Origin of the sequence: Pantoea sp. ACRSC (genome assembly GCF_022346785.1) — a bacterium.
GTDB classification, from domain to species: Bacteria; Pseudomonadota; Gammaproteobacteria; order Enterobacterales; family Enterobacteriaceae; genus Pantoea; species Pantoea alvi.
In genome coordinates this window covers 114,005-140,127 of record NZ_JAKRNN010000002.1, presented here as the reverse complement: position 1 = coordinate 140,127, position 26,123 = coordinate 114,005, and the positions used below count along the sequence as shown (strand labels likewise).

Sequence of the window (26,123 nt, the reverse complement as noted above, 5' to 3'; positions counted from 1 at the left end):
CGCGCCTTTTTATTTGGTACATAACCGGCTCTTTTTCTCACTCTTATGAGGTGACGAATGATCGTCGTTGAATTAGCGATCGTCCTGCTGGCGATCTGGTTAGGCGCGCGTCTGGGCGGTATCGGGATCGGATTCGCCGGCGGGCTGGGCGTGCTGGCGCTGACGCTGCTCTGCGGGCTGAAGCCCGGCGCTATCCCCTTTGACGTGATTGAGATCATTATGGCGGTCATCGCCGCTATCGCCGCGATGCAGGTCGCGGGCGGCATGGATTATCTGGTTAGCCTGGCGGAACGGCTGCTGCGCCGCCATCCGCGCTACGTCACGCTGCTGGCGCCGCTGGTGACTTATACAATGACGCTGCTGGCGGGCACCGGCCATACCGCCTTCTCGACGCTGCCGGTGATAGCCGAAGTGGCGAAAGAGCAAGGCGTGCGCCCGTCGCGTCCACTCTCCATCGCCGTGGTCGCCTCGCAGATCGCCATCACCGCCTCGCCGCTCTCCGCCGCGGTGGTGTTCTTCGCCTCGCTGCTGGAGCCGCGCGGCGTCGGCTATATCGCCCTGCTGGCGATCGCCATCCCCTCAACGATGATCGGCCTGTTTCTCGCCGCGCTGGTCACCAACTTCCTCGGCAAAGAGCTGCACGAAGATGAGGTCTATCAGGCGCGCCTGGCCAGAGGCGAAGTCAAGCTGCGCGGGGCGAGCCGCTATGAAGAGAAGCCCGGTGCCAGACGGTCGGTGCTGCTGTTTCTGGTCGGCATCGTCGCGGTAGTGCTCTACGCCACCGCTATCAGCGACGGCGTAGGCCTGATTGCCAATCCGCCGCTGCCGCGCAACGAGGCGATCGTGGTCTTTATGCTGACCATCGCTACCCTGATCTCACTGAGCTGCAAAATCGACACCAGCGCTATTCTCAGCGCCAGCACCTTTAAGTCGGGCATGAGCGCCTGCGTCTGTGTGATGGGCGTCGCCTGGCTCGGCGATACTTTTGTCAAAGCGCATATTGGCGAGATCCAGCAGCTGGCGGGTGATTTGCTGCAGCAGGCGCCCTGGCTGCTGGCGGTGGCGCTGTTTTTTGCCTCCATGCTGCTCTATTCGCAGGCGGCCACCGCCAAGGCGCTTATGCCCGCCGCGCTGCTGCTGGGGGTGTCGCCGCATACCGCCATCGCCTCCTTTGCCGCCGTTTCTGCGCTGTTCGTGCTGCCGACCTATCCGACGCTGCTGGCCGCCGTCGAAATGGACGACACCGGCTCGACGCGCATTGGCAAATATGTGTTTAACCACGCCTTTATCGTGCCGGGCGTGCTGGCGATTGCGCTGTCGGTGCTGTTCGGCTTTTTAATCGGCGGCCTGGTGCTGTAGCACGGTTACAACCGGTAAAGCCTGACGTGCGGCGAGCGTGCTATCATCCTCGCTTTCCGCAACCAGGAGCGACGCGATGAACGCCGTTGTGATTCTTTGTACCGCGCCGGATGAAGCCTGCGCGCGAAGGCTCGCCGCTCAGGCGCTGGAGGCGAAGCTTGCCGCCTGCGTTACGCTGCTGCCCGGCGCCACTTCGCTTTACGTCTGGCAGGGCAAGCTGGAGCAGGCCAGCGAAGTCCAGCTGCTGTTAAAAAGCAGTACCACGCACCAGCAGGCGCTGATGGATCTGCTTAAGCGCGAACACCCCTTTGAAGTGCCTGAACTGCTGGCGCTACCGGTTCAACATGGAGACAGTGAATACTTGTCATGGCTGCACGCATCTCTTGTCTGATCGCCTTTGCGCTGGCGCTGTTTATCGCGCTGCCGGCGCAGGCCTCCATTTTCTCTCCAAACGCCAGCAGCCGCTTTGTCCCCGTGGACCAGGCGTTTGCTTTCGATTTCAGCCAGCAGGGCCAGCAGCTGACGCTCAGCTGGAAGGTAAAAGAAGGCTACTACCTTTACCGTCAGCAGATTCATGTCAGCGCGCAGCAGGCGCAGATCGCGCCGGTGGAGCTGCCCCCAGGCCAGCCGCATGAAGATGAGTTTTACGGCAAAAGCGAAATCTACCCGCAGGATCTCAGCGTACCGGTGCAGCTACGCCAGGCCGCCAGCGGCGCCAGCCTCAGGGTGACCTATCAGGGCTGCGCGGCGGCGGGCTTCTGCTATCCGCCCGAGACGCGCACCATCCCGCTAACCGCGGTGGCCGCCGACGCGACGCCGCCAGCGGTCAGCGTCCAGCCCGCGTCGGCCGCGCCGCTGCCCTTCTCGCCGCTCTGGGCGCTGCTGATCGGCATCGGCGTCGCCTTTACCCCCTGCGTGTTGCCGATGTATCCGCTGATCGCCGGAATTATTCTCGGCGGCCAGCGCAGTGGCTCCTTGCTGCGGCTGTTTAGCCTGGCGTTAATCTACGTGCTGGGCATGGCGCTGACCTATACGCTGCTGGGCGTGGTGGTTGCGGCGGCGGGCCTGCGCTTTCAGGCGGCGCTGCAGCATCCTTATGTGCTAATCGGTTTATCGCTGATTTTCACCCTGCTGGCGCTGTCGATGTTCGGCCTGTTCCAGCTGCAGCTGCCCGCCAGCGTTCAGACGCGCCTTACCCTGTGGAGCAACCGCCAGCAGGGCGGCTCGCTGCCGGGGGTGTTCCTGATGGGCGCGCTGGCGGGCCTGATCTGCTCGCCCTGCACCACCGCGCCGCTTAGCGCTATTCTGCTCTATATCGCCCAGAGCGGTAATCTCTGGACCGGCGCGGGCACGCTGTGGCTCTACGCGATGGGCATGGGCCTGCCGTTGATCCTGGTGACGATGTTCGGCAACCGCCTGCTGCCGAAAAGTGGTCCCTGGATGCAAACGGTTAAGCAAGGTTTCGGCTTCGTCATCCTGGCGCTGCCGGTATTTTTGCTGGAACGCGTGCTGGGTGATACGTGGGGCGTGCGGCTCTGGAGCGCGGTGGGCGTCGCCGGTTTCGCCTGGGCCTTTTGCCACAGCCTGCGCGGCCAGGGCGGCAAATGGCGGCTGGTGCAGATAGTGATGCTGGCGGCGGCGCTCGTCAGCGCCCGTCCCTTGCAGGAGTGGGTCTGGGATGCACCGGCCGCATCGCCGACGGCGGCGCCGCTGCCCTTTAAACATATTGCCTCTGCGCCGCAGCTCGACACGGCGCTGCAACAGGCCAACGGCCGCGTCACCATGGTCGATCTCTACGCCGACTGGTGCGTGGCGTGCAAAGAGTTTGAAAAATATACCTTCAGCGAGCCGGGCGTGCGTGAGGCGCTGGGCCGCTACCAGCTGTTGCAGGCAAACGTCACCGCGAATAACGCCACGGATAACGCCCTGTTGCAGCATCTTCAGGTGCTCGGCCTGCCGACCATCCTGTTTTTCGATGCGCAGGGCCGTGAGATCCCCGGCTCGCGCGTGACGGGCTTTCTCAACGCGGAGGATTTCCGCACACATTTGCAGAATCGGGCGCGTTGAACGACACTGGAATTCCCGCCATCGGCGGACTGGTAAAGAGAGGAGACGTCATTTGCAGCGTGAACAGATACTCGAGCATGCGTTAAATGCGCTCGAAAAACATGGACTGGCGGCGACGACGTCATTATTACCGCAGCTGGCGGCCAGCAGCGAAGTGACGCTGCCGCAGCTGGAAGCGCTCTGGCGCGACAGCGACGCCCTGCTCTACGATGCGCTGCGCTATCACGGGCAGCAGATCGACAGCTGGCGGCGTCAGGTATTGCTCAGCGAGCTGGACGGCGAGCAGAAGCTGCTGGCGCGCTATCATGTGCTGAGTGAGCAGGTGCAGAAAGGCCGCTTTCCCGGCTGCCTGTTTATTGCCGCCTGTAGCTTTTATCCGCAGCCGGATCAGCCGGTACACCAGATTGCCGAGCAGCAGAAACAGGCTTCCTGGCATTTCACCCACGCCATTCTGGTAGAGCTGGGGCTGGATAATCCGACGATGGTGGCGGACCAGCTTGAGCTGATCCTGGAAGGCTGCCTCAGCAGGCTGCTGGTGAAGCGCAATGTGCAGGACGTGGCGACAGCCAAACGCCTGGCGGAAGATGTGCTGCGCATCGCGCTGTGCCGGGCTAACGGCGCTCTGGCCTAGGGTTTTGCCGCTTTTGCCTGAAAATCAGGCAATCAGTCACGTTTTCCCGCTTTTTTACCGGAAAGGCGTTGACGCGAAGCGGCCATTACGGTTTAATGCGCCCCGTTGCCCGAATAGCTCAGTCGGTAGAGCAGGGGATTGAAAATCCCCGTGTCCCTGGTTCGATTCCGGGTTCGGGCACCACTAATTAGAGAACCCAGCCTTATGGCTGGGTTTTTGCTTTTGTGCGGAACCCGTTCATCGAACCGGTTCGATGACCTCGCCGCGTCCAGCGGCTCGCCCTGCGGGTTTGTCGCGCAGGCGCGACAAAGCAAAAATGCTCCCGGCATTTTTGTCCGGGTTCGGGCACCAAAATTTGAAACCCTCGCTTCGGCGGGGGTTTTTGCTTTGTGCGCAATCCGTCGTCGCACCCGGTTAACCGGCGCGCATCCAGTCGCAAAGATTGCCCAGCATCTTCATGCAGCGCTCAAGCTGCTCGACAGCGACAAACTCGTCCGCCTGATGTCCCTGTGCCATACTCCCCGGCCCGCATACCAGCGTCGCAATGCCAATCTCGTCGAACAGTCCCCCTTCCGTGCCAAAGGCGACGGTGGAAAAGGTGTCGCTGCCGCTCCACTGCGACAGCCAGCGGGCGAAGTCGCTCTGCGGATCGGTCAACAGGCCGGGATAGGCGCCCAGCGGCTGAAATGCAATCTCACTCTCCGGCGCCCGCTCGCGCATCGCGGGCAGCAGCTGGTCGCGCGCAAAGGCCGCGATATTCTCCAGCACGCCATCAACATCGGCCGCCGGCAGGGTGCGCAGCTCAAAGTCGAACTGGCAATCCTGCGGCACGATATTGAGCGCTGCCCCGCCCTGAATCGTGCCGACCTGCAGCGTGCTGAACGGCGGATTGAACCGCGCATCCTGCGTCTGCCGCAGCGACTCGCTGACGCTGGCGATATGGCCAATTAGCTGCGCCGCCTGTTCGATGGCGTTAACGCCCTCTGGCGCATAGGCGGAATGACAGGCGCGGCCGCGCACCTGACAGCGCATCGCCACTTTGCCTTTATGACCGTAAACCGGGCGCATTGCCGTGGGCTCGCCGATTATGCAGAGCGCGGGCTTTTCCGGCGATGCGCTGAGGTGGGCCACCAGCGAGCGCACGCCCAGACAGCCAACCTCCTCGTCGCAGGAGAAAGCGAGATGTAGCGGCATCCGCAGCGGCTGCGCTAAAAAGCGATCCAGCGACGCCAGCACGCAGGCGATAAACCCTTTCATATCGGCGCTGCCGCGGCCATAGCAGCGCCCGTCGCGCTCGGTCAGCGCAAAAGGCGGTACCGTCCAGCGCTGTCCGTCGACCGGCACCACGTCGGTATGGCCCGACAGCAGCACCCCGCCGTCGCCCGCCGGCCCCAGCCGCGCATAGAGGTTGGCTTTAGCGCCGCTCTCGTCATAAAAAAGCTCAGCCGTAACGCCGCGCCGGGCAAGGACGTCGCGGATAAAGCCGATCAGCGCCAGGTTCGATTCACGGCTGGTGGTATCGAAGGCGAGCAGCGCCGACAGCGTCTCGCGCAGCGCGCTATTCATCGCCCGGCACGCCGTAGCTCGGCGCGTCGCGCGGATCGAGCGCGCGCGTCACGTAGGCCTCCATCTGCGGTTCGTAGGCGAGCCACAGCCGCGACAGCTCGCCGACCGGATCCTCGTCAGCCCAGTCCACGCGCAGATCCACCAGCGGCCAGGTGTAGTCATCCACCACCTTCACGGCGGCGGAATGCACCGGCCCCGCCTCGCCGCCGCGCGCGATGCCCGCCTGAAGCGCGGCGATCAGTCGGCTGGCAAGCTCGCCGGAAGAGGCATCAAACGCGGCAACCATCGCGTCGATTACCGCGCCGTCCGCCAGCATATTGCCCGCCGCCACGCAGTTTTCACCCTGCGCCACCTTCCAGACACCCAGGGTTTCGCTGCCGCTGAAGTGCGCCACCTCGCCGGCGGAGTCGATCACCGTGACCTGACGATAGTCGCTAAAGCGATCCTCCGCCAGCGCCAGCTTCAGCGCCTGCTGCGCCGACGCGCCCGCTTCCAGCTGCGCCAGGATCTGCTGTCCCAGCGCGGGCAGGGTAATGTTCTGGCTGGAGACCGCGCCCGTTCCCGCCTGCAGCCAGGGGCAGCGCGCGCCGACCGCGATGCTGGAGGAGCTGATGGCAACGCCCAACTGCCCGCTCTCTGGACAGCGCGCGCTAATCGAAAGGGTCATGACGCCTCCTTACCGTGCCAGCTATCCGGGATCACGGCGATGACGTCAATCTCCATCAGCCACTGCGGCTGCGCCAGCGCCGACACCACCAGCCCGGTTGAGATGGGGAAAACGCCTTTTAGCCATTTGCCTACTTCCAGGTAGACCGGCTCGCGGTAGCGCGGATCGGTGATATAGGTGGTGGTTTTCACGATATGGGACAGGTCGCTGCCCGCCTCTTCCAGCAGCTGCTTGACGTTCTTCATCGCCTGCGCCGCCTGCAGGCCCGGTTCGCCCAGCCCGACCAGATTACCGTCGAAATCGGTACCGACCTGGCCGCGGACGTACACGGTGTTGCCTGCGCGCACCGCCTGACAGAGATCGTTATCGAGCGCCTGATTGGGATAGGTCTCTTTGGTGTTAAACATGCGAATACGGGTATGGGTTGGCATCATGGCTCTCCTGCTGGGTTAAAAGGGCGACGCGGTCTGGTAGTGCTGATACTGGCGCTGAATCGCAATCTGGTCGGCGATATATTTCGCGTCGTGCCAGACGCCCCAGATAAAAGTAGAGCCGCGCCGGGAGAGCCAGGGCAGGCCGAGAAAGTAGACGCCCGGCTCGGCGGAAACGCCGCGATGGTGCTGCGGTTTGCCCTTCTCATCAAAGGCGTCGACCGCCAGCCAGCTGTAGTCCGCCACATAGCCGGTTGCCCAGATAATGCTGTTCACGCCCGCGCTGGCGAGGTTGAGTTCGCTGAGCGGATGGGCGACGCAGGCGGGATCGGGCAGGAAATGGCGCGCCTCCGGCTCCTCCGGCAGATCGAGGCCGTTGCGGGCGATATAGTCATCCGCCGCATCCAGCAGCGCCAGATAGCTGGCGTCGCCGCGCGCGATGTTCTGCGCGAGGTCGGGCTGAAACCGCACCGTTTCGCCGTCGAACGCCTGGGTCATGCCGACCAGACAGACACCCTGGTTCGCCAGCGCGCGGAAATCTACGGTATGGCCGCCGCGCGCCCCGCTGACGGCGATGGTGACGTGCTCTTTACCCGGCTGGCTCGCCGCCGCGTCCCACATGCCGAGCACCCCCAGCCACCAGCAGAAATCGCGGTTGCGATAGGCGCGCGGTGGGCGATCGTGCGGGCCAACCGAGAGATAGACCCTTCTGCCCGCGCGCTGCAGCTCATCGGCGATCTGCACGCCAGAGGATCCGGCGCCGATCACCAGCACGCCCCCCTCCGGCAGCTGCTGCGGGTTGCGGTAGTCAGCGGAGTGGATCTGCGTCAGGCGCTCGCTGCGCGGCGCGATCCCCGGGATAACCGGCTTCTGAAAGGGGCCGGTGGCCGCCACGATGCGCTGCGCCTCAATCACGCCCTCCGAGGTGTACACGGTAAATCCTGCCCGCCCGCTGTTGCGCTCCACGCGCAGCACCTCCACGCCGGTGCGGATCGGCGCATGAAATTTTTCCGCGTAGGCGACGAAGTAGTCCGCCACCTTCTCTTTGGCGACGAAGCTGTCGGGCGCACACTCCGGAAACGCCATGCCGGGAAAGCGGTCGTGCCAGGCCGGGCCATTCGCCACCAGCGAATCCCAGCGCCCGCTGCGCCAGGCTTCGGCGATGCGGTTTTTCTCCAGCACCAGGTGCGGCACATCGAGGCGGCTCAGGTGTTCGCTCATCGCGACGCCCGCCTGCCCGGCACCAATCACCAGGGTATCAGTCTCTGTTTTCATCTCTGTCATTTCCGCGTCCTTCAACCAGCCGCCGGCCGATATATTCACCATAGGGAAGGTTTCCAAGACTATTTGAGCCGACAGAGCGGGTAAAATATTATAAAGCTAACACCTGCATAGGAATTTATTAGGCTGCGCGGCCTACTCGCCTGAAAAAAAATTATTGACGCAACGGCGCAGGAAAAAGTTCGGCACGACGACAATATTCCATAAACAATTGCGCCGGCCGTGTCGGCTCATTATTTTGCAGATAGGCCATTATCAGCATCGAATCCGCCATCTCATCTTCAATCTCAAGGTGAATTAGTTGCTGTCCGTCGTAGGTAATATCGGAGCAGGGACGCGTCACCAGCACGGAAAAACCTAATCCCTGGCCCACCATGCAGCGCACCATTTCAATTGAGGGCGAACTGTAGGCGACCTCAGGATGATAGCCCTTCTCTTTAAAGATGCGGATAAAGTAGTTTTTGCTCGGGATCGCATCCAGCAGGATCATTGGTTCGCGGCTCAGCTGCTGCAGCGTCACCGTCGCCTGGCGCGCCAGCGGATGCGCGGCGGGCAGCAGCGCATAGGGCCGATGCGGCGCGTTCAGCGGTTCTTTTTTGATGGAGTGGTCGAGATCGAGATCGTAAAGAAACGCCAGGTCGAAACGTCCGCGGTGCAGCCCGTGCATCAGCTCATGCTGCTCGCCGTCATACAGCTCGATGGTGATATCGGGATAGATTTTTTTAAACCCGGCGATAAGCTTCGGCAGGTAGAGCGGCGCGGCTGACTCAAAGCAGCCAACGGCGATGGTGCCGGAAACCAGCTGATGCTCGGCGCGCGAGTTCTGCTCAAACTCATAGGAGAGCCGCAGCAGATCGCGTGCCTTCTCGTAGAAACGGCGACCGCCCGGCGTCAGGGAGACCCCCTGCGCGTGGTGGCGAATAAACAGCTGCTGATCAAAGGTATCTTCCAGGTTTTTAATGGCGATGGAGATAGAGGGCTGCGCGATATGCAGCTGGCGTGACGCTTCGGCGATGCTCTCTGTTTCGACCACCGTGACAAAGTACTTAAGCTGTTTCAGCGTGAATCGCATCATAAAAACCTTACTTATCTCTTTTAGCGTGCTCGACTGGCGCGCTTTTTTACAGGTCTCTTTTCTCTGCAAGGGCCATGCCACTCCTGCGCCCTGTTAATGCGCAGCCTGCTGGCGTGCGGCGCGCATCAAAAAATATCCTTTGTTGCTGATATATCAACGCCTGAATAAATCTAATTCTGTCGCAAAAAACATTTATTTTTATCACTGCATCATTTTGGCACAGGACTGCTCTTTAACAGAGCAACCCATTGGCGAGCTAAATTGCGCCCAATGAAAAAGCGCCCCTTTTTAAATTAATCAGCGCGGAGCATCATTTTCCGCCGTTTTTTGGCTGGATAGTTTTTTTAAAGTCTGAAGGCAACAATTTACTAATTGCCTCAAATTAGCCGCTGCCGCCATAGTGTGAATATATCGACAGCGGCGAATTTTCTGGAATTCGCGTTTATTTGAGCGAGTGAAATGCCTCATGACTTTTAACTGGAACTATATGTTCAGCCTGTTCAGCGACGCCGAATTCTGGCTGGCGACCTGGACCGTCATTAAACTGAGCTTGCTCACCTGGGGCATCAGTATCGTAGTGGGATTTATTCTCGCGCTGGCGAAGCAGTCGAACCGCCTGCTGTTCAACCTGCCGGCGCGCGGCTATATCTGGCTGTTCCGCAGCCTGCCGCTGCTGGTGCTGCTGATTTTCGTCTATAACCTGCCGCAGGCCGCGCCGGGAACCTCTGCGCTGCTGAGCGATCCCTTCTGGGCGGGCCTGATCGCTATGGTGCTCAGCGAAAGCGCCTATATCGCCGAAATTCATCGCGGCGGACTGCTGTCGATTCCCAAAGGCCAGAGCGAAGCCGCGCGGGCGCTCGGCCTGCGCTTCGCCGGTATCCAGTGGCGCATCATTATTCCGCAGGCGGTGCGCGTCGCACTGCCCGCGCTGGCGAACGAATATATCGCCATCGTTAAGCTCAGCTCGCTGGTATCGGTGATCTCCCTGACCGAGATCCTGATGGTCGGCCAGCGTCTCTATTCGCAGAACTTCCTGGTGATGGAGACCATGGCGGCGGTCGCCTGCTACTACGTGCTGATCGTGACGGTGTTCGACTTCCTGCTGAAGCAGCTGGAGCGCCACCTCGACGTTACCCAGCGCCGTCCGTCAGGCAAGGTGGATGACCAGCTTTTCGCGCTGGCGCAGCGCGGGGCCACCCCACTGGCGCGCCCGGCGGCGCAGAGCAGCGGCCCGGCGCTGCAGGCCTCGCGCCTGCATAAGGCCTATAACAATGTTGAAGTGCTGGGCGCGGTCAGCCTGCAAATCCAGCCGGGAGAAGTGGTGTCGGTCATTGGCCCCTCCGGCTCCGGCAAAACCACGCTGATCCGCCTGCTGAACGGGCTGGAGCAGATCGACAACGGCGAAATCCGCATTAACGGCCAGCCCTTTATCCATCTCACCCAGCAGGGCGAGCAGAAGCCGCGCTTTATTGAGCACGCCGAACACCGCCTCAACATCGGCATGGTCTTCCAGAGCTTCAACCTGTTCCCGCATCTCAATGTGCTGGACAACCTGATGCTGGCGCCGCGCTACCACCGCCTGGCAGCGCGCGACGAACTCAGGCAGCACGCCTGCGAGCTGCTGCACAAGGTCGGCATGCTGGAGCACGCGTGGAAATATCCGCACCAGCTCTCCGGCGGCCAGCAGCAGCGCGTCGCTATTGCCCGCGCCCTGATGATGCGTCCGCAGATCATGCTGTTTGACGAACCGACCTCGGCGCTCGATCCGGAAAAGGTCAACGAAGTGCTGCAGGTGATTGAAACCCTGGCGCATGAGGGCATCACCATGGTGATCGTCACCCATGAGATGAACTTCGCCTTTAAGGTCTCTGACCGCATCGTATTTATGGAAAAGGGCCGCGTTGTCTGCGACGACGCGCCGCAGGCGATGCGCAGCGGGCAGCACCCGCGCGTTGAAGCCTTTTTAAAAGATGTTTCTCTGGCTTAACCCATTTAACCCGCACGAGGGAAAATCATGATCGAACAGTGGCAGATAGATCAGTATCACCAGCAGGGGTTTCTGGTGGTGGAAAACGTATTGAGCGCAGGAGAGATCGCCGCGCTGCAGCACGATTTTGACGGCTGGGTGGAAGAGAGCCGCAGCCAGCAGGCGGCGTACGGCGACACCCTGGACGGCCGCGCGCGTTTCGATCTGGAAAGCGATCACCGCGCCGACCATCCGTCGCTGCGCCGCGTCAGCTCGCCAACCGAAATCTCTGCGGCCTATCGCCACGCCGCGCTGCAGTCGCGCATGGCGCAGATTGCCGGCCAGCTGACCGGCGGCCAGGGCGCGCGCTTTCACCACAGCAAGATCAACTCCAAGCTGCCGCACACCGCTACCAAAGTTGAGTGGCATCAGGATTTTCTCTTCACGCCGCACAGCAACGACGACATCGTCACCGCGCTGCTAATGGTCAGCGAAGTTACCCCGGAAAACGGCCCGCTGAACGTGGTGCCGGGCAGCCATAAAGGCCCGCTCTACTCCCACTGGCAAAACGGCCGCTTTACCGGCGCGGTGGATCAAACGGTGGTCGAAGCGGAGTGCGGCCAGCCTGCCGCCTGTTTCGGCCCGCCAGGCTCGGTCTGCTTTATGCACACGCGCCTGCTCCACGCCTCCAGCCCCAACGAAACCGCGCTGCCGCGCACGCTGTTTATCGCCGTCTATGCGGCGGAAGACGCCCTGCCCTTCGGCGAAAACCCGCTGCCGAGCCGGGACGCCGGCGCGCTGGTGTCTGGCCAGGAGAGCGGCACCATCCGCAGCACCGCCAACCAGTTCCGTCTGCCGCAGAAGCCGAGCGGCGCATCCTTCTTTGTTCAGCAGGCTGGCAACGATCTTGCCCGCGCCTAATCGCCACCACGGAGGCTCTATGAAATCTGTTGCCCTGACTTTTTTGGCCGCCAGCGTCGCGCTGGGGTCGTTTAGCGCCTCGGCGTTCCAGCAGCCGGGGAAAATCATCGCCGGTTCCGATATGACCTTTTTCCCCTATGAATATATTGAGAACAACAAACCGACCGGCTTTGATATCGAGTTTCTCGACGGGCTGGCGAAGGTGATGGGCCGCCAGGCGGTTAACCTTGATACCCGCTTTCCTAACCTGATCACCGGCCTGCAGGGCAACCGTTTCGATATCACCAACTCCTCGATGTACATCACCGCAGAACGCCTGAAGGTGATCGATATGATCCCCTATCTCAAGAGCGGCGAAGCGATCCTGTCGCTGAAAGGCAGCGCCTACCAGCCGAAAACGCCAGAAGAGTTTTGCGGCCATAAAATTGGCTCAATGGGGGCCACCTCCTGGCTGCAGCAGCTGCATAAGCTCTCTGCCGACTACTGCGTGAAGAACGGTAAGCCACCTATCGCCATCAGCGAATACACCACCGATCCGCAAACCACCCAGGCGATGCTGTCCCATGCGGTCGAGGCACAGATCACCGACGCCGCCGTGGCGCGCGGCGTGGTGCAGAAGCTGGGCAACCGGGTGCAGATCTCCTCTGAAACGCTGATCTATCCGGTGCTGAACGGCTTCGGCGTGAAGAAAGGCAACGATGAGGTGAAGCAGGCGCTGATCGACGGGCTGGAGAAGTACAGCAAAACGCCGGCGTACGCCGCGCTGCTGAAGAAGTATAACTTTGAGGCTCCCAGCGCAGAGGATATCAAAACCCTGATGCCGCAGCCGTAAGCCCGACGCGGGCGTCAGGCAAGCGTCGCCCGCGTTCCCTTCTCAATCCCCTGTCAGGAGAGATTTATGGCGCTCTCGTTTGAAGAACAAACCCGCATCGATCTTGCCGCCACTTTTCGCATTATTGCCCATCTGGGCATGCACGAGGCGGTGGCGAACCACTTTAGCGCGGCGGTCTCCCACGACGGCAAGCAGTTTCTGCTCAATCCGAAGTGGAAGCACTTTTCCCGCATTCGCGCCAGCGATCTGCTGCTGCTCAACGCCGACGATGCCGCCTGCGCGCAGCGCGACGACGTGGACGCCACCGCCTGGTCGATTCACGGCCAGATCCACCAGCGCCTGCCGGAGGCGCGCGTGGTGCTGCATCTGCATCCGGTTTATACCACCAGTGTCGCCTGTCTGGCGGAGCCGCATATCCCGCCGATCGATCAGAATAGCGCGCGCTACTTTAACCGCGTGGCGGTCGATACCCTTTACGGCGGTATGGCGGACACGGTAGAGGAAGGCGCGCGGCTGGCGCGCCTGCTGGCGGGCAAAAGCCGCCTGCTGATGGGCAACCACGGCGTAATGGTCACGGCGTCCCATATCGGCGAAGCCTTCGACGATATCTGGACGCTGGAGCGCGCCTGCCAGATCCTGGTCACCGCCTGGTCCACCGGCCAGCCGCTGAAAATCCTCAGCGACGCGGTGGCGGAAAAGACGGCGCGCGCCTGGGAAGGCATCCCCGACTTCTCGCGCCAGCATTTCGAGGAGATGAAGGCGCTGATGATCGCCGCCGATCCGTCGCTGCTCGACTAGCCTCTCAGCGGGCCGCTAACATTCGACCCAGACCGCGCCCGCCTCCGCCGATTTAACGCACTGCTCGACCCAGCGCACGCCCGCCAGCCCGGCATGGACGTCGGGATACCAGAAGGTTTGCAGAAAGGCGGCGTCGCCGCGATCGCTGGCGGCGAACGCCTGCGCGAAGCGGCGATAGAGATTCGACCAGGCTTCGAACAGCCCCTCGGCATGGCCGCCGCCGATGCGGTCCTCTTCCAGCGCGCGCGCCGCCAGGTAAGGCATGCCGCGCTCAAGAATGCGCACCGGTTCGCCCTGCACCTCATAGCGCAGCTGGTTGGGCTGTTCGTCCCACCACTCCAGGCTCGCCTTCGCGCCGACGATGCGGATCTTCTGGCCGTGCATCGACCCGCAGTTTACCGCCGAGGCCCAGAGCGTGCCCACCGCGCCGTTGTCATACTCCATCATCACACAGGCGTTATCCTCCAGCGGCGCGCGCGTGGCGACAAAGCTCTGCCGCGCGCAGAGCAGCCGTTTAACCTTAAGCTGCGGCGCCATCGTCTCGGCAAGGAACAGCGTGTGGGTCGCCAGATCGCCCAGCACATAGCTGGGGCCGACGAAGCGGGGATCGACGCGCCAGCGCGTGCTGGGATTTTGCAGCTCCACCGCCTCATGGTGAAAGCCGTGGGCGAACTGCATATTGACGATGCGGATCTCCCCCAGCATCCCCTGGGCGATCATCTCCCGCGCCTGCTGGATCAGCTGATGCCCCGCATAGCCGTAGGTGACGCCGATCAGCCGCTTTTTCTCCGCGCACAGCCGCTCCAGCTCGTCCGCCTCCTGGGTGGTAAAGCAGAGCGGCTTTTCGCACACCACGTGCAGCCCGGCGTTGAGCGCTGCGCGGCAGATCGCAAAGTGGGTATTATTGGGCGTGGCGATGGAAACCGCTTCAATGCCATCCTCGCGCGCCGCTTCGGCGGCGAACAGCGTGTCGTAGTCGGGATAGCAGCGTTCGGCCGCCACGCCCAGCGAGACGCCGAAGGCGCGGCCGCGCTCGGCATCGATATCAAACGCGCCCGCCAGCAGCTGAAAGTTGCCGTCGCGCAGCGCCGCCGAGCGGTGAATATAGCCAATCTGGCTGGTGCCGCCGCCGCCGATCATGCCCCAGCGCAGGGCGCGATCCACCCCTTTTGTACCATTTATCATCGTCTTCTCCTTAAAAACCCACGGATTTGAGATAGCTCAGGCTGGCGCTGACGTCGCGCAGGCTGGTGTCGGCCTGGCGCGGATCGCGCTCCTGCTCCAGCGTGATCCAGCCCTGGTAGTCCTGCCCGGCCAGAAAGGCGCGCACGGCCGGATAGTCGATAGCGCCCTGGCCAATCGGGCACATCACCCCTTCGGCGCAGGCGCTGAAGAAGTCGAGGCCGCGGGCCAGCACGTCGCGCCAGACCGCCTCGTTGACATCTTTGAAGTGGAGATAGTCGATGCGGTGCCAGTAGCGCCGCAGCGCGGCGATGGGATCCATGCCCGCATAGTAGAGATGGCCGGTATCGAGGCAGAGCCCGGCCACCTCATGCGGAATATCCTGCACCAGCTGCGCCAGCTCGTCGGCGAACTCAATGCTGCCGCCCGCGTGCGGATGGATCACCGGCCGCACGCCGTAGTCGCGCCAGGCGATCTCGCTGATTTGCGTGATATGGCACATCAGGCGCTGCCACTCCGCCGCCCCGAGGCGCGGCGCGCGTTCAGACTGCCCGGCCAGTCGGGCGCGCTCGGGGTTGCCGAAGTCGATAATCACCAGATAGGGCGCGGGCGCGTTGTCGCCGTGGGTCTTCGCGGCGGTGGGTATCTGTGACAGGGTGCGGCACAGCCTGTGCGTCAGCGCGATCATTGCCGGAAAGTTAGCCTCGCTGACCAGATCGTCGAACAGCGTGGCGGCGACGATCGACAGGCCGTGCTGGTTCAGGGCGCGGCTGAGCTGCTCTGGATCCACTGGCAGATAGCGCCACGGCCCAAGCTCAATGCTGCGGTAGCCCGCCTGCGCCGCTTCGCGCAGTACGGTCTGCCACGGCGGCAGAAAGGGATTGTCGGGATTATCCACGCCCCAGCTACAGGGCGCGTTGGCGATATGGATGGTCACGATAGCTCTCCGGGCAGGCACATTTGCCGCGAGTATCGAATATATTTTCCATATCAAACAACCTTGGAAGTTTTATTCTTTGATAGCGATCATAGTTATTTTTATCAGAAAAATGATAGAAAATTATCATTTAAATCAGTAACTAAATGATTTACATGTTTTCTCTGGTGATAATCTCGAAAGGCAGCACCACCTGCTGATAGCGCGCGTCGCCCTCGTTCTGGCGCTCAGTGCAAAGCCGCACCACGGCCGCCGCCATCGTCTCGATGTTATGGCGCAGCATCACTGTGATAGTGCCGTCGATAAGCGCCAGTTCCCCCTCCTGCACCGGCCCGTGACAGAGCAACATGACCCTGCGCTGCGCCTGTTCGCGCAGCGCGCGCACCACCCCCTCGATGCCGCCACACGGCGCATAGATCAGCTGCAAATCGGCGTGCTCCTCCAGCAGCGCCTGCGCGGCGCGATAGCCACCCTCGACGCTTTCACGGGTGTTGAGCGGCTCAAGCACGCGCTGCGTCGCCCCATATTCGCGCATCCCGGAGCGAAAGCTGATTTCGCAGCTCTCCTGGCAGGTAAAGCGGTGATCGCCGAGCAGCACGCCGACGCTGCCGGGCTGACGCAGCAGATGCTGCGCCATCCAGGCGGCGGTGCGCCCCGCCTTCTGATTATCCACCCCGATATAGCCCGCCTGGCCACAGGGCGAAAAGTCGGAAAAGAGTGCGTAGACCCGCACGCCCTGACGCGATACCGCCTGAATGGCATGGCGGATCAGCGGATGATCGAGCGCCACCACGCCGATTGCGTCGACGCGCGTTGCCAGCGCGCGCAGCGATTGTGCCGCCTGCTCCACCTCGTCGATGCCGTGGGTGATGAAAAGCGGCTCGACGCCGGCGGGATGGTGCGGTACGGCCTGTTCGCGCAGCGCCTCGCTCAGCTGCTGGTAGAGTGAATAGTCGGTAGAGAGCAGCAGAAATCCCATGCGCAGCGTCGCCGTCGGCGGCGAGCCGGCGTGCAGCAGCCGGGCCTGCGCGTGGCGATAGCCTAAGCGGCTGGCCGCCGCCAGCACCTTCTGTTCAGTTGCGCCGCGCACCGGGGCGCGCTGGTTCAGCACGCGATCGACCGTCGCCACGCCTACGCCCGCTTCGCGCGCGATGGCGCTCATAGTGACTTTCGTCATGCTCTGTTGCCTCCTGAGAAGGTTGAAATAGCTCGCTTTCGCTATCCTACCCGCCCCGGCGCGCTGGCCCGACTTTTTGATAAAAAACCGCGCGTAAATTTGATCCTCTTCGCATAATGAAACATTCATTTCCAAATCAGTTCCCTTCGGAAAATACATTTGCTAGAAATTTTCCGCAATTCGCCTGCGAAAAGGCTGATGGAATTCCATCAGCAAAAGGTTAGAGAAGGCAGCCTCCGGCTTTCTATAGTGAAAGCCTGACGGATGCGCGTTACGCCGTCGCGCGCCATTAACAGAATGATAAATACGGAGATGTTATGTTTCCCTCTACCTTACCGGCGCCGCGCCTGCCCGATGCGCAACAGATCCCGACGCTGCGCTGGGGCATCGTCGGCCCTGGCTGGATCGCCGACCATTTCGCCAGCGCGCTTTGCCAGCACACCCGCCAGCAGCTGACGGCAGTTTCATCGCGCCGCTATGACAAGGCGCAGGCGTTCGCCGACAAATGGTCGATTCCCCACGCCTGCGCCGGCATCGATGCGCTGCTGGCACGCGAGGATATCGACGCGGTCTATATCGCCACGCCGCATAACCATCACTTCCCCGACGGCCTGCGCGCGCTGCAGGCGGGCAAACATGTGCTGATTGAAAAGCCGCTGGCGCTTAACGCGCGCGAGGGTGAAGCGCTGCAGCAGGCGGCGCGCCAGGCGGGACGGCTCTGTGTCGAGGCGATGTGGTGCGACTTCGCGCCGAAGTATGACGTTATCCGCCAGCTGCTGGCGGATGGCACACTGGGCGACATTCACAGCCTGATCGCCGATCACGGCGAGTTTTTCACCCCGGATCACCGCATTTTCAATGCCGACCTCGCCGGCGGGCCGATGCTCGATCTCGGCAGCTATTTAATCGCCTTCAGCATTCTGGTCGGCGGCGCGCCCGAACGCATCGCCGCGCAGGGTGAACCCGCGCCAGGCGGCGTCAACGGTCAGACCGCAATGCTCTTTACCCATGCGCGCGGCGTGCAGTCGGTGCTGCATACCACCCTGTTCAGCAATACGCCGGGCACGGCGGTAATCGCCGGACGCGACGCCACGCTCTGCCTCGACGGCCAGTTCTACGCGCCGGGTAATTTCCGCCTGGTCTCCAGCGATAAGCGCCGGACGCTGCACTGGGAAGAGCCAGCCAACCGCTATCAGCAGCTCTGCCATGAGATTAACCACTTCGCCTGGTGCATCGGCCAGAGCCTGACGGATTCGCCGATCCGCTCGCTGGCAACCTCGCTGCAGACGCTGCGCGCGATGGATGAGGTGCGTCGGCAGACTGGCGTGGTATTCAACGAAGAACGCTAACTTAAGCCTGGAGTCGTGAAGATGAAAATCGCTTTTGATGTGGATGTAATAAGAGATATGGGTATTACCCGCATGGTGCATCAGGTGGCCGAATGGGGATACAACTATATCGAGCAGTCGCCCCATCCGCAGATCAACCCTTTCTATAAGCACCCGAAAGCCAGCCGCGAAATTATGCGCGAATATAAAAACGCGCTGAACGCCACCGGCGTGGAGATCTCCTCGTTTATCGTCGTCTATCGCTGGTCCGGCCCGGACGAACTGCGGCGTCAGGCGGCGGTAAAAAACTGGAAGCGCATGATTGAGATTGCGGTAGAGATGGGCGTGCAGGTGATCAATACCGAGCTTTCCGGCAACCCCAATGAGCCGGAGATCTGCGAAGAGATGTTCTACCGCTCAATGGAGGAGCTGCTGCCCCTGTTCGAGCGCGAGAATATCCGCGTCGAAATCCAGTCGCATCCGTGGGATTTCTGCGAGAACAGCAACGAAACCGCCGATATGGTGAAGTCGTTCCGCAGCGACAACGTGAAATATGTTTACAGCGTGCCGCACACCTTTTTCTACGACAACGGCAAGGGCGACGTCAGGCCGATGCTGGAGTATGCCGGCGAGGATCTCTCCCATGTGCTGATCGCCGATACCATGAACCATACCAAACACTGCCGCTATATCGTTAACCCGCCGGGCGTGGACGCCACTATCCACCAGCACGTCGGCGTCGGCGAAGGCGAGGTCGATTTCGACACGCTGTTCCAGACGCTGCGCGAGATGGACTTCGCCAACCGCACCTATAAAGTGGGCGGCGAATCCATTATCGCCTCTGCGCTGTTCGGCTACCCCGAGAAGATGAAGACGCAGGCGGTAGAGACGCGCGAGCTGATCGAGCGCGAACTGCTGAGCCGATAAGCGCCTATGCCAGTCGCTCGACCTTGACGAAGCGTCCGCTGGTCAGCGACTCGCACGCCGCCTCGGCAATCGCCTGCGCCTGCAGACCATCCATCAGGCCAGGCAGATCCGCCACCGTTTCGCCGCCGAGATGACGCAGGAAGGCGTCAAGCTGAGCGTAGTAGGTGTCGCGCACGCGGCTGAACCAGTCCGGGAAAAGGCCAGGCTGAGTGATGCCGCTTTGCTGATAGAGCGTCGCGCCGCGCATCGCCTGCGGCTCCGACGCCAGCATGCCTTGCGATCCCACCACGCTGATGCGCTCGTCATAGCCGTATCCGGTACGGCGGGTGTTATCGAGCTGTGCCAGCGCGCCGCGTTCCAGCCGCATAATCAGCACCGAGGTATCGACATCACCGAAGTCGCGCAGCGCAGGCTGCGCCAGCGCCGCACCCAGCGCGCCGACGGTATCGACCTCGTCGCCGGTCAGAAAACGCAGCAGATCGAAAAAGTGGATCGCCTGATCGCGCATCTGTCCGCCCGACGCGCGCAGGTAGTCGAGAGAGGGCATCTCAGACGCGCGGCACACCATCTGGATCAGCTCCGGCGCGCCGATTGCGCCCTGCTGAAGCTGCTGCTTCAGCTGCTGGTGGCTGCGGTCGAAGCGGCGGTTAAAGCCGACGGTGACCGGCACCTTCAGCGGCGCGAGGCTCTCCACCACCGCGCGCGCCTTCGCCAGCGACAGATCGATCGGCTTTTCGCAGTAGACCGCCTTGCCAGCCCCTGCCGCCTGCGCCAGAAAATCGGCGTGCGTCGGCGTTGAGCTGGCGATCAGCACCGCATCGATATCGTTGCGATTCAGCGCCTCGCTGACGCGCCCCGCCCGCGTGCCATAGCGCTGCGCCAGCGCCTCGGCGCGCGCCGCGTCGAGGTCGCACACCAGCGCCAGATGCGCGCCCGGATGCGCCGCCAGATTCGCGGCGTGTACCTGACCAATAAAGCCGCTGCCGATCAGGGCAACGCGTTGAGTTACAGGGGACATTTCGATCTCCTCTTCACAGTTCGGGATAGCTGACCTTGTCAAAATAGCCCGTTCTGTCAGGCTGGCTGAATGCAGAAATTGATGGAATTCACTCAGCATGAAGCGAATGACGCTCACTAATCTGGCGCGCGCCGCCGGCGTCGGCGTGGCGACCGTAGACCGGGTGCTTAACGATCGCGGCGGCGTGTCGCCAGCGATGACGAAGAAGGTGCTGGAGGCGGCGCGCGCGGCGGGCCTTAACCGTATTCTGCCGGAAGAGCACCGCCAGCCGTGGCAAATCGAAGTGATCCTCAGCGGCACCGACGCCTTTTTCTTTCGCCAGCTGGCGCAGGATTTCCAGCAGCTGGCCGACGCGCTCGGCTATCGTCGCCTGCGCCTGCAGCGCACCTTTATCGCCGAGAACGCGCCGGAGAAGCTGGCAGCGCATATTCTCGCCAGCAGCCGCAGAGTCGACGGGCTGATGGTCTTTGCCCATGAACATCCCGCGATTTACCAGGCGCTGCGCGACTGCAAAGCGCGCGGCGTACCGGTGATTACCCTGGTGTCCGACCTGCCCGACGCCGAGCGGCTACTGCACGTCGGCATCAATCAGCTGCAGGCTGGCCGCACCGCCGGGCTGATGATGGGCAGCATGCTGGCACGCGCGGGCGAGGTGCTGATGGTCAGCGGCCGCGTCGACTATCGCGCGCATCGCCAGCGCATCGAGGGATTCCGCGACGTGCTGCAGCAGCGCTTTCCCCATCTGGCTCTGCGCGAGGTGCTGGCCGGTCTGGAGGATCGCTCGCGCATCAGCAAGCTGCTGGAGAAGGCGCTGGTGGCATCCCCGTCGATAGTCGGCGTTTACAATACCGGCTCTGGCAACAGCGCGATTTCGCAGGCGCTGGCGCGCCATCGCCGCGAACGCGACGTGGTTTACATCACCCACGAGCTTTACGCCACCACGCGCCAGCTGCTGCAGCAGCGCATTCTCACCTTAACGCTCGATCAGAATACCCAGCGCCACGCCCAGCTGGCGCTGAACCTGCTTTTGCAAAAGCTGGAAAAAGGCGGTGATTTTTCCACTTATGCGGATGGCCGCGTCGACTTTATGCTCTATACCCAGGAGAACGTCGACTAGTGAACGCCAGCAGGGTTAAACCGCAATTATTCGCCCTGCTACACTCAGAGACGTCTGACACCTTCTCATCAACAAGGCGAACCCACACTATGTCGGAAAACAGTTATCAGCCCGCAACAGTCTGGAAATGGGATCCGGAAGCCAAAGGCAACGGCGCAAAAACCAACCGCCCCATCGCAGGCGCAACCCATGAAAAAGCGCTGCCGGTCGGCAAGCATCCGCTGCAGCTCTATTCGCTCGGCACGCCCAACGGCCAGAAAGTGACGATTCTGCTGGAGGAACTGCTGGCGGTCGGCGTCAAAGAGGCGGAGTATGACGCCTGGCTGATCCGCATCGGCGACGGCGATCAGTTCGGCAGCGGCTTTGTTGATATCAACCCCAACGCCAAGATTCCGGCGCTCAGCGACCATTCGGTGAACCCGCCGCAGCGCGTGTTTGAGTCCGGCAATATTCTGCTCTACCTGGCGGACAAGTTCGGCCATTTCCTGCCAGACGATCTGGCGGGCCGTACCGAAGCGCTGAACTGGCTTTTCTGGCTACAGGGCGCCGCGCCCTTCGTCGGCGGCGGTTTCGGCCACTTCTACCACTACGCGCCGGAGAAAATCGAATACGCCATTAACCGCTATACGCTGGAGACCAAGCGCCTGCTCGACGTGCTCGATCGCCGTCTGGCGGAGAGCCGCTTCCTTGGTGGCGACGCCTATACCATCGCCGATATCGCCACCTGGCCCTGGTTCGGCGGCCTGGTGCTGAACAACCAGTATGGCGCAACCGAATTCCTCGACGCCAAATCCTACAAGAACGTGGTGCGCTGGGCGCAGGAGATCGCCGAGCGTCCGGCGGTTATCCGCGGACGCAAAGTGAATCGCGTGATGGGCGATCCGGCCGAACAGCTGCACGAGCGCCACGACGCATCCGATTTTGACACCAACACCGAAGATAAACGCCAGGCGTAAAGGAGCCGACAATGAGCGCATATGTAATCTTTATTCGCGACAAAATTACCAACCCTGAAGAGTTCGCTATTTACGGCGAGAAAGCGGGCAAAGCGCGCGGCGATCACCCTATTACGCCGCTGGCGTTTTATGGACAGCTGGAGACGCTGGAAGGGCCGGAAGCGGACGGCGTGGTCGTTCTGGAGTTTCCAACGGCTGAGGCAGCGCACGGCTGGTATGACAGCCCGGAGTATCAGGAAGCTAAACAGCACCGCCTGAAAGGTGCAGAGTACCGTGTCGTGCTGGTGCAGGGCGTCGATCAGTAATCGCGTTCCGCTAATCTGCATTCATAAGCCGTAGCCTCAGGGCGCGGCTTTTTTATTTCCTCCCGGTAACCTGCTCGCAATAAATTAGCCATCAATAAAAAGAGAAAAAAGTAACAGACAGGATCGACAACTCAAGCGATATAAACACAGCCTCTTCTGAAAATTAAAACTCCGCAGCCTTCTGCTACGGAGTTTTTCCAGACTCGTGACGCTCCAGGCAGACATTAGCGTCCTTTAAATAATATTATTAAAAGGATTTTGTAATTACACATAAAACAAATAAAAAAACGCTGCCAAATAAATCAGAGTCGCTAAAGATTTTTCGTGTTATACCAGGGCTACACTGTCGCTGGTGCCGTAATTCTTACGGAAGTCGGCGCCATAGGCCGCGACGGCATCTCTGCCCCACAGCGCGCCGATAAAGGTTCCGACAACCGGGCCGACAATACAGCCGAAAATCAGGCCGACAACCTGAGCAATAGGGCCGAATACGGCGCTACGGCTGGCGCTGCCGCCCACTGCCGCGCCAGTCGCCAGGCCTTCAAAGAAGCCCCATGCTGCGCCTTCTGCTGCTTCGCCCACCGAGGAGACGATTGCACCGCCGCTGACGATTTCAGTTTCAATAACAGATAATTCACGCATGATTAATTTCCTTATATATTAATATGATGACTACTGAAAACTCCATTAAAGCCCCTTTAATGAAGAGGGTACTGGCGCAACACTTTCGGCTAGCTGGAATAGCGCGTCCTGACATCAGCCGCATAGGCTGCGACCGCCTCTCTGCCAGCCATTGCGCCCATAATCGCGCCCACGATCGGGCCAATAACACCGCCAAAAATTGCCCCTATGCCCTGAGAGATAATGCCAAATATGGCGCTACGGCTGCCGCTTCCACCCACGGTAACACCGGTCAGGAATCCATCCAGCGCGCCCCAGACAATGCCTTCAAGAAAAGCGCTTACCTGATCGGCAGTCGCCGGCGCACCACCGCTTACGATGCTGAGCTCGTATTGTTTTAACGTTCTCATTATTTTCACCTTCGATAATAAGTGAATAGCAGTATTCTGTTTATTTGAAGAGAAGCAAAGCTCATTGATTCAGTAGAATACAGCAGCTATTCGCCAGAAAAAATAGTAAAAACATCCATTTTCATGGCGCATTAACGCTATCATTTCAGGTGTAAAAACAGAGCGGCGTTAATTACGCCAGGGTTAACAGCGGGTATACTTTTCCGGGCATGTCTTTTAGACAGAAAATAGCAATATATCCTGTGGTAAAAAATAATGTAGCTATAACATTATTTCCAGTAATAGAATATATTCACCGGTCGCAGGGAAAGGGAGCCTGATTCATTCACCGGAAAAGAGCCGCCACAGGTGAAGCCGTGAGGCGGCCCTTTATAAACCTTAATTCAGCGCTATGCGCGCCACGCTGTCCGGCCCTTTGCTGCTGTGATCCTTGTTAAAGCCCTGCTTGATGGTGACATAGAGCGTCTGCCCATCCGGCGTGACCAGCAGGCTATTGGGATGCCCCTCGAACGACCAGCTGTTTTTCACCGCGTAGGTGGTGGCGTCAAGCTGCAGCACCTTCTGCGATTCACGCTGGCTGATATAGATCTCGTTGCGTTTCGCGTTGAATTTAATGCCCAGCGCGTCGCCGCCAATGCGTTTGATTACCTTGCCGGTGCGCTCATCGAACACCAGAGTGGTTTTCGCTTTCGAGTTGTCGGTCACGAACAGACGGCCGGTTGCCGGATCTTCCGCCATGTTCAGCAGCAGATACTCTTTGCCGTCGCCCGCGGTCAGACGCTTCTCAATCTTATGGCTGCGCGGGTTGATCACCAGGATTTCGCCGCCGCCGTTCGCGGCGTAGATGCGATCGGTTACCGGCGAGTAGATAATGCCAGTGACCCATTTGCCAGCATTTTTAATGCGGCTCTTCAGCTTCATGCTCTGCGCGTCCACCACCCAGATAACGCCCGGATCGCCCACGCCGCCGATATAGAGCTGGTCGTTATGCAGGAAAATCTCACGCGCGCCGAACGGGAACCCCTTTTCGTTGCGCTCGCTGAACAGGGTGCGCGCCAGCACCTTGCCTTTAACCGGGTCGATCTTCGAGACGCCGCCATCCAGCGTATTGGTCACGTAGAGCAGGCTGCCGTCCTGGTTCATGGTCATGCCGAAGTTTTTCAGGTCGGTATAGCCTTTGCCGGTGGTCTCCAGCGTGGTGGGATCGAGGCGATAGATCACGCCGCCGCTGACATCCTTAAAGGCGTCGGCGCTGGCGACGTAGAGCGCTTTGGCGCCCGGCACGTAAGCCATCTCATACAGGCCAAAGCCGAGTTCGCGCTGTTTCACCGCAGAGGCGGGCTGCGCGGCGGCAGCGGCGGCGGGCGCCTCGGCTTTTTTCGCCGGTGCCTGACAGGCCGAGAGGCCAAAAGCGGCGGCCAGCGCCAGAGCAAGCGCGGCGTGACGCGGACTGAACAGAGATTTCATGCATGACTCCCTTGGGAAATGATGCGCCGCCGCCCGGCTCAGCCGTTGCGGTCAGCGCTCAAAAAGAATGAGAATCATACTCATTAACAATCAGTGTGTAAATGTTGTCCCGCTGCGGCGGCCTCCTCTAGTTCTCCTGCTTTAAGCGCGCCTGCAAGAAATCCACAAAGGCGGTAATGCGCGCGGGAAGCTGCCGCTGCGCCTGCCATACTGCGAAAATATCACCGTCGGGCGCCTGCCATTCAGGCAGTACGTGCAGCAGCTCGCCGCGTTCTACCGCGTGGCGCGCATCCCACCACGAGCGCAGCAGAATGCCGTGGCCGTCCAGCGCCATGCGCATCGCGACCTCGCCGTCGTTGGTCAGCAGCGTGCCGCGCACCTTCTGGCTGACGCTCTCGCTGCCCTGCACAAAGCGCCACAGGGTGAAATCCCCTTCATGCTGGCGCAGCAGAATACAGTTGTGCTGCGCCAGCGCGTGAATATCGGCAGGCAGGCCGCAGCGCGCAGCGTAGGCGGGCGAACAGCAGAGAATGCGTGGATTGGCGCGCAGCCGGCGCGCCACCAGCCGCGAATCGGGCGGCTCCCCGACGCGCACGTCAATATCGACGTTGGCATCAAGAAAATTAAGCGGCTGGCTGCTGAGCTGCAGCGACAGCGCCAGTTCGGGATGCAGCGCCGCGAACGCCGATACGCAGGGCGCGACGTGGCGGCGGCCAAAGCCGAACGAGGCGTTGATATTGAGCGTGCCGCGCAGCACCTGAGTCTGGCTGCTCACCGCCTCCTCCAGCGCCGCCAGCTGATCGAGCAGCGGACGCGCGCCCTCCAGGTAGCGCCGTCCTTCCACCGTCAGCTCCAGCCGTCGCGTGGTGCGCCTCAGCAGCTGCACGCCGAGGCGTCGCTCAAGCTGGCTGAGACGCTTGCTGACCGCCGCCAGCGACAGGCCGAGATCGCGCGCCGCCGCCGTCAGGCTGCCAAGGGAGGCGATGCGCACAAAGAAGGCGAGATCGTCGGTGGAGGTGCGGGATTCTCTACTTTGATTCAACATTGGCTTGCGTTTCAGGCTAATTATTTCCCGGTGATGCAA

26 protein-coding genes and 1 tRNA gene are annotated in these 26,123 nt (G+C 61.2%); 14 read left to right on the top strand and 13 right to left on the bottom strand.

From position 1 onward, the window contains the following. Positions 1-57 precede the first annotated feature (57 nt). The 5 genes from MHZ97_RS04115 (at position 58) to MHZ97_RS04095 (ending at position 4,240) form a co-directional block, all read left to right on the top strand. The gene (locus tag MHZ97_RS04115) at positions 58-1,359 is read left to right on the top strand and encodes an anaerobic C4-dicarboxylate transporter (protein ID WP_103793735.1); all 1,302 of its coding nucleotides are present in this window, start codon (positions 58-60) and stop codon (positions 1,357-1,359) included. A 76-nt stretch (positions 1,360-1,435) separates the two neighbouring features. Continuing rightward, complete coding sequence (gene cutA / locus MHZ97_RS04110) at positions 1,436-1,750, top strand: divalent cation tolerance protein CutA (RefSeq protein ID WP_103793734.1); 315 nt, start codon at positions 1,436-1,438, stop codon at positions 1,748-1,750. Beyond that, positions 1,726-3,426 (top strand): protein-disulfide reductase DsbD, encoded by a 1,701-nt coding sequence (locus MHZ97_RS04105; RefSeq protein WP_239313481.1) that lies wholly within the window; start codon positions 1,726-1,728, stop codon positions 3,424-3,426. Before cutA ends, MHZ97_RS04105 begins: the two co-directional genes overlap by 25 nt. A gap of 52 nt (positions 3,427-3,478) precedes the next feature. Next, positions 3,479-4,057 (top strand): transcriptional regulator, encoded by a 579-nt coding sequence (locus MHZ97_RS04100; RefSeq protein ID WP_103793732.1) that lies wholly within the window; start codon positions 3,479-3,481, stop codon positions 4,055-4,057. Between the two features lie 107 nt (positions 4,058-4,164). Next, a tRNA-Phe gene (locus tag MHZ97_RS04095) sits at positions 4,165-4,240 on the top strand. A 231-nt stretch (positions 4,241-4,471) separates the two neighbouring features. Here the strand turns inward: MHZ97_RS04095 and argE are convergent. From argE to MHZ97_RS04070, 5 genes are all read right to left on the bottom strand, one after another. Further along, positions 4,472-5,623 (bottom strand): acetylornithine deacetylase, encoded by a 1,152-nt coding sequence (gene argE, locus MHZ97_RS04090; protein ID WP_239313484.1) that lies wholly within the window; start codon positions 5,621-5,623, stop codon positions 4,472-4,474. Continuing rightward, the gene (locus tag MHZ97_RS04085; RefSeq protein WP_103793730.1) at positions 5,616-6,290 is read right to left on the bottom strand and encodes a DUF1028 domain-containing protein; all 675 of its coding nucleotides are present in this window, start codon (positions 6,288-6,290) and stop codon (positions 5,616-5,618) included. The genes argE and MHZ97_RS04085 overlap by 8 nt, the downstream gene beginning before the upstream one ends. Then, positions 6,287-6,721, bottom strand: coding sequence for a RidA family protein (locus MHZ97_RS04080; RefSeq protein ID WP_239313704.1), 435 nt, complete (start codon positions 6,719-6,721; stop codon positions 6,287-6,289). Before MHZ97_RS04080 ends, MHZ97_RS04085 begins: the two co-directional genes overlap by 4 nt. Before the next feature lie 18 nt (positions 6,722-6,739). Next, the gene (locus MHZ97_RS04075) at positions 6,740-8,005 is read right to left on the bottom strand and encodes an NAD(P)/FAD-dependent oxidoreductase (RefSeq protein WP_239313487.1); all 1,266 of its coding nucleotides are present in this window, start codon (positions 8,003-8,005) and stop codon (positions 6,740-6,742) included. A gap of 151 nt (positions 8,006-8,156) precedes the next feature. Continuing rightward, entirely contained in the window at positions 8,157-9,077 is a 921-nt protein-coding gene (locus MHZ97_RS04070) for a LysR substrate-binding domain-containing protein (protein WP_103794029.1), read from the bottom strand. A 466-nt stretch (positions 9,078-9,543) separates the two neighbouring features. On the opposite strand from MHZ97_RS04070, the gene MHZ97_RS04065 reads away from it, so the two are divergent. The 4 genes from MHZ97_RS04065 (at position 9,544) to MHZ97_RS04050 (ending at position 13,594) form a co-directional block, all read left to right on the top strand. After that, positions 9,544-11,064 (top strand): amino acid ABC transporter permease/ATP-binding protein, encoded by a 1,521-nt coding sequence (locus MHZ97_RS04065; protein WP_239313489.1) that lies wholly within the window; start codon positions 9,544-9,546, stop codon positions 11,062-11,064. 27 nt (positions 11,065-11,091) lie between these two features. Further along, positions 11,092-11,964 (top strand): phytanoyl-CoA dioxygenase family protein, encoded by an 873-nt coding sequence (locus MHZ97_RS04060; RefSeq protein WP_239313492.1) that lies wholly within the window; start codon positions 11,092-11,094, stop codon positions 11,962-11,964. A 19-nt stretch (positions 11,965-11,983) separates the two neighbouring features. After that, the gene (locus MHZ97_RS04055; RefSeq protein ID WP_103793726.1) at positions 11,984-12,796 is read left to right on the top strand and encodes an ABC transporter substrate-binding protein; all 813 of its coding nucleotides are present in this window, start codon (positions 11,984-11,986) and stop codon (positions 12,794-12,796) included. A 66-nt stretch (positions 12,797-12,862) separates the two neighbouring features. Further along, positions 12,863-13,594 carry a class II aldolase and adducin N-terminal domain-containing protein gene (locus MHZ97_RS04050; protein WP_239313495.1) on the top strand — a complete coding sequence of 244 codons (732 nt, stop codon included), beginning with the start codon at positions 12,863-12,865 and terminating at the stop codon, positions 13,592-13,594. A 15-nt stretch (positions 13,595-13,609) separates the two neighbouring features. On the opposite strand, the gene MHZ97_RS04045 is transcribed toward MHZ97_RS04050, so the two are convergent. From MHZ97_RS04045 to MHZ97_RS04035, 3 genes are all read right to left on the bottom strand, one after another. Continuing rightward, a complete protein-coding gene (locus MHZ97_RS04045; RefSeq protein WP_239313498.1) occupies positions 13,610-14,779 on the bottom strand; it encodes a Gfo/Idh/MocA family protein in 1,170 nt (389 codons plus the stop codon). A gap of 10 nt (positions 14,780-14,789) precedes the next feature. Beyond that, the gene (locus MHZ97_RS04040) at positions 14,790-15,713 is read right to left on the bottom strand and encodes a TIM barrel protein (protein WP_239313501.1); all 924 of its coding nucleotides are present in this window, start codon (positions 15,711-15,713) and stop codon (positions 14,790-14,792) included. Between the two features lie 151 nt (positions 15,714-15,864). Then, entirely contained in the window at positions 15,865-16,890 is a 1,026-nt protein-coding gene (locus tag MHZ97_RS04035; protein WP_239313504.1) for a LacI family DNA-binding transcriptional regulator, read from the bottom strand. 317 nt (positions 16,891-17,207) lie between these two features. On the opposite strand from MHZ97_RS04035, the gene MHZ97_RS04030 reads away from it, so the two are divergent. Then, positions 17,208-18,239 carry a Gfo/Idh/MocA family protein gene (locus MHZ97_RS04030; RefSeq protein WP_239313522.1) on the top strand — a complete coding sequence of 344 codons (1,032 nt, stop codon included), beginning with the start codon at positions 17,208-17,210 and terminating at the stop codon, positions 18,237-18,239. Positions 18,240-18,260: 21 nt separating this feature from the next. Then, entirely contained in the window at positions 18,261-19,145 is an 885-nt protein-coding gene (locus MHZ97_RS04025) for a sugar phosphate isomerase/epimerase family protein (protein ID WP_033793251.1), read from the top strand. A 4-nt stretch (positions 19,146-19,149) separates the two neighbouring features. Here MHZ97_RS04025 and MHZ97_RS04020 read toward each other — a convergent pair whose 3' ends face one another. Continuing rightward, positions 19,150-20,163: a Gfo/Idh/MocA family oxidoreductase gene (locus MHZ97_RS04020; RefSeq protein ID WP_103793720.1), complete on the bottom strand. Its 1,014-nt coding sequence runs from the start codon at positions 20,161-20,163 to the stop codon at positions 19,150-19,152. 97 nt (positions 20,164-20,260) lie between these two features. Between MHZ97_RS04020 and MHZ97_RS04015 the strand changes: the two genes are divergently transcribed. From MHZ97_RS04015 to MHZ97_RS04005, 3 genes are all read left to right on the top strand, one after another. Beyond that, positions 20,261-21,280 (top strand): LacI family DNA-binding transcriptional regulator, encoded by a 1,020-nt coding sequence (locus MHZ97_RS04015; RefSeq protein ID WP_103793719.1) that lies wholly within the window; start codon positions 20,261-20,263, stop codon positions 21,278-21,280. Between the two features lie 89 nt (positions 21,281-21,369). Further along, positions 21,370-22,236, top strand: a complete 867-nt coding sequence (gene yghU, locus MHZ97_RS04010) for a glutathione-dependent disulfide-bond oxidoreductase (RefSeq protein WP_239313525.1) — start codon at positions 21,370-21,372, stop codon at positions 22,234-22,236. Between the two features lie 11 nt (positions 22,237-22,247). Beyond that, on the top strand, positions 22,248-22,541 hold the full coding sequence (locus MHZ97_RS04005; RefSeq protein ID WP_239313528.1) for a DUF1330 domain-containing protein: 294 nt from the start codon (positions 22,248-22,250) through the stop codon (positions 22,539-22,541). 327 nt (positions 22,542-22,868) lie between these two features. On the opposite strand, the gene MHZ97_RS04000 is transcribed toward MHZ97_RS04005, so the two are convergent. From MHZ97_RS04000 to MHZ97_RS03985, 4 genes are all read right to left on the bottom strand, one after another. Further along, positions 22,869-23,183: a hypothetical protein gene (locus MHZ97_RS04000; protein ID WP_103793716.1), complete on the bottom strand. Its 315-nt coding sequence runs from the start codon at positions 23,181-23,183 to the stop codon at positions 22,869-22,871. A gap of 89 nt (positions 23,184-23,272) precedes the next feature. Next, entirely contained in the window at positions 23,273-23,572 is a 300-nt protein-coding gene (locus MHZ97_RS03995) for a hypothetical protein (RefSeq protein ID WP_103793715.1), read from the bottom strand. A 378-nt stretch (positions 23,573-23,950) separates the two neighbouring features. Next, positions 23,951-25,039 (bottom strand): YncE family protein, encoded by a 1,089-nt coding sequence (locus MHZ97_RS03990; protein WP_239313531.1) that lies wholly within the window; start codon positions 25,037-25,039, stop codon positions 23,951-23,953. 127 nt (positions 25,040-25,166) lie between these two features. After that, the gene (locus tag MHZ97_RS03985; RefSeq protein WP_239313534.1) at positions 25,167-26,084 is read right to left on the bottom strand and encodes a LysR family transcriptional regulator; all 918 of its coding nucleotides are present in this window, start codon (positions 26,082-26,084) and stop codon (positions 25,167-25,169) included. Positions 26,085-26,123: the final 39 nt, after the last annotated feature.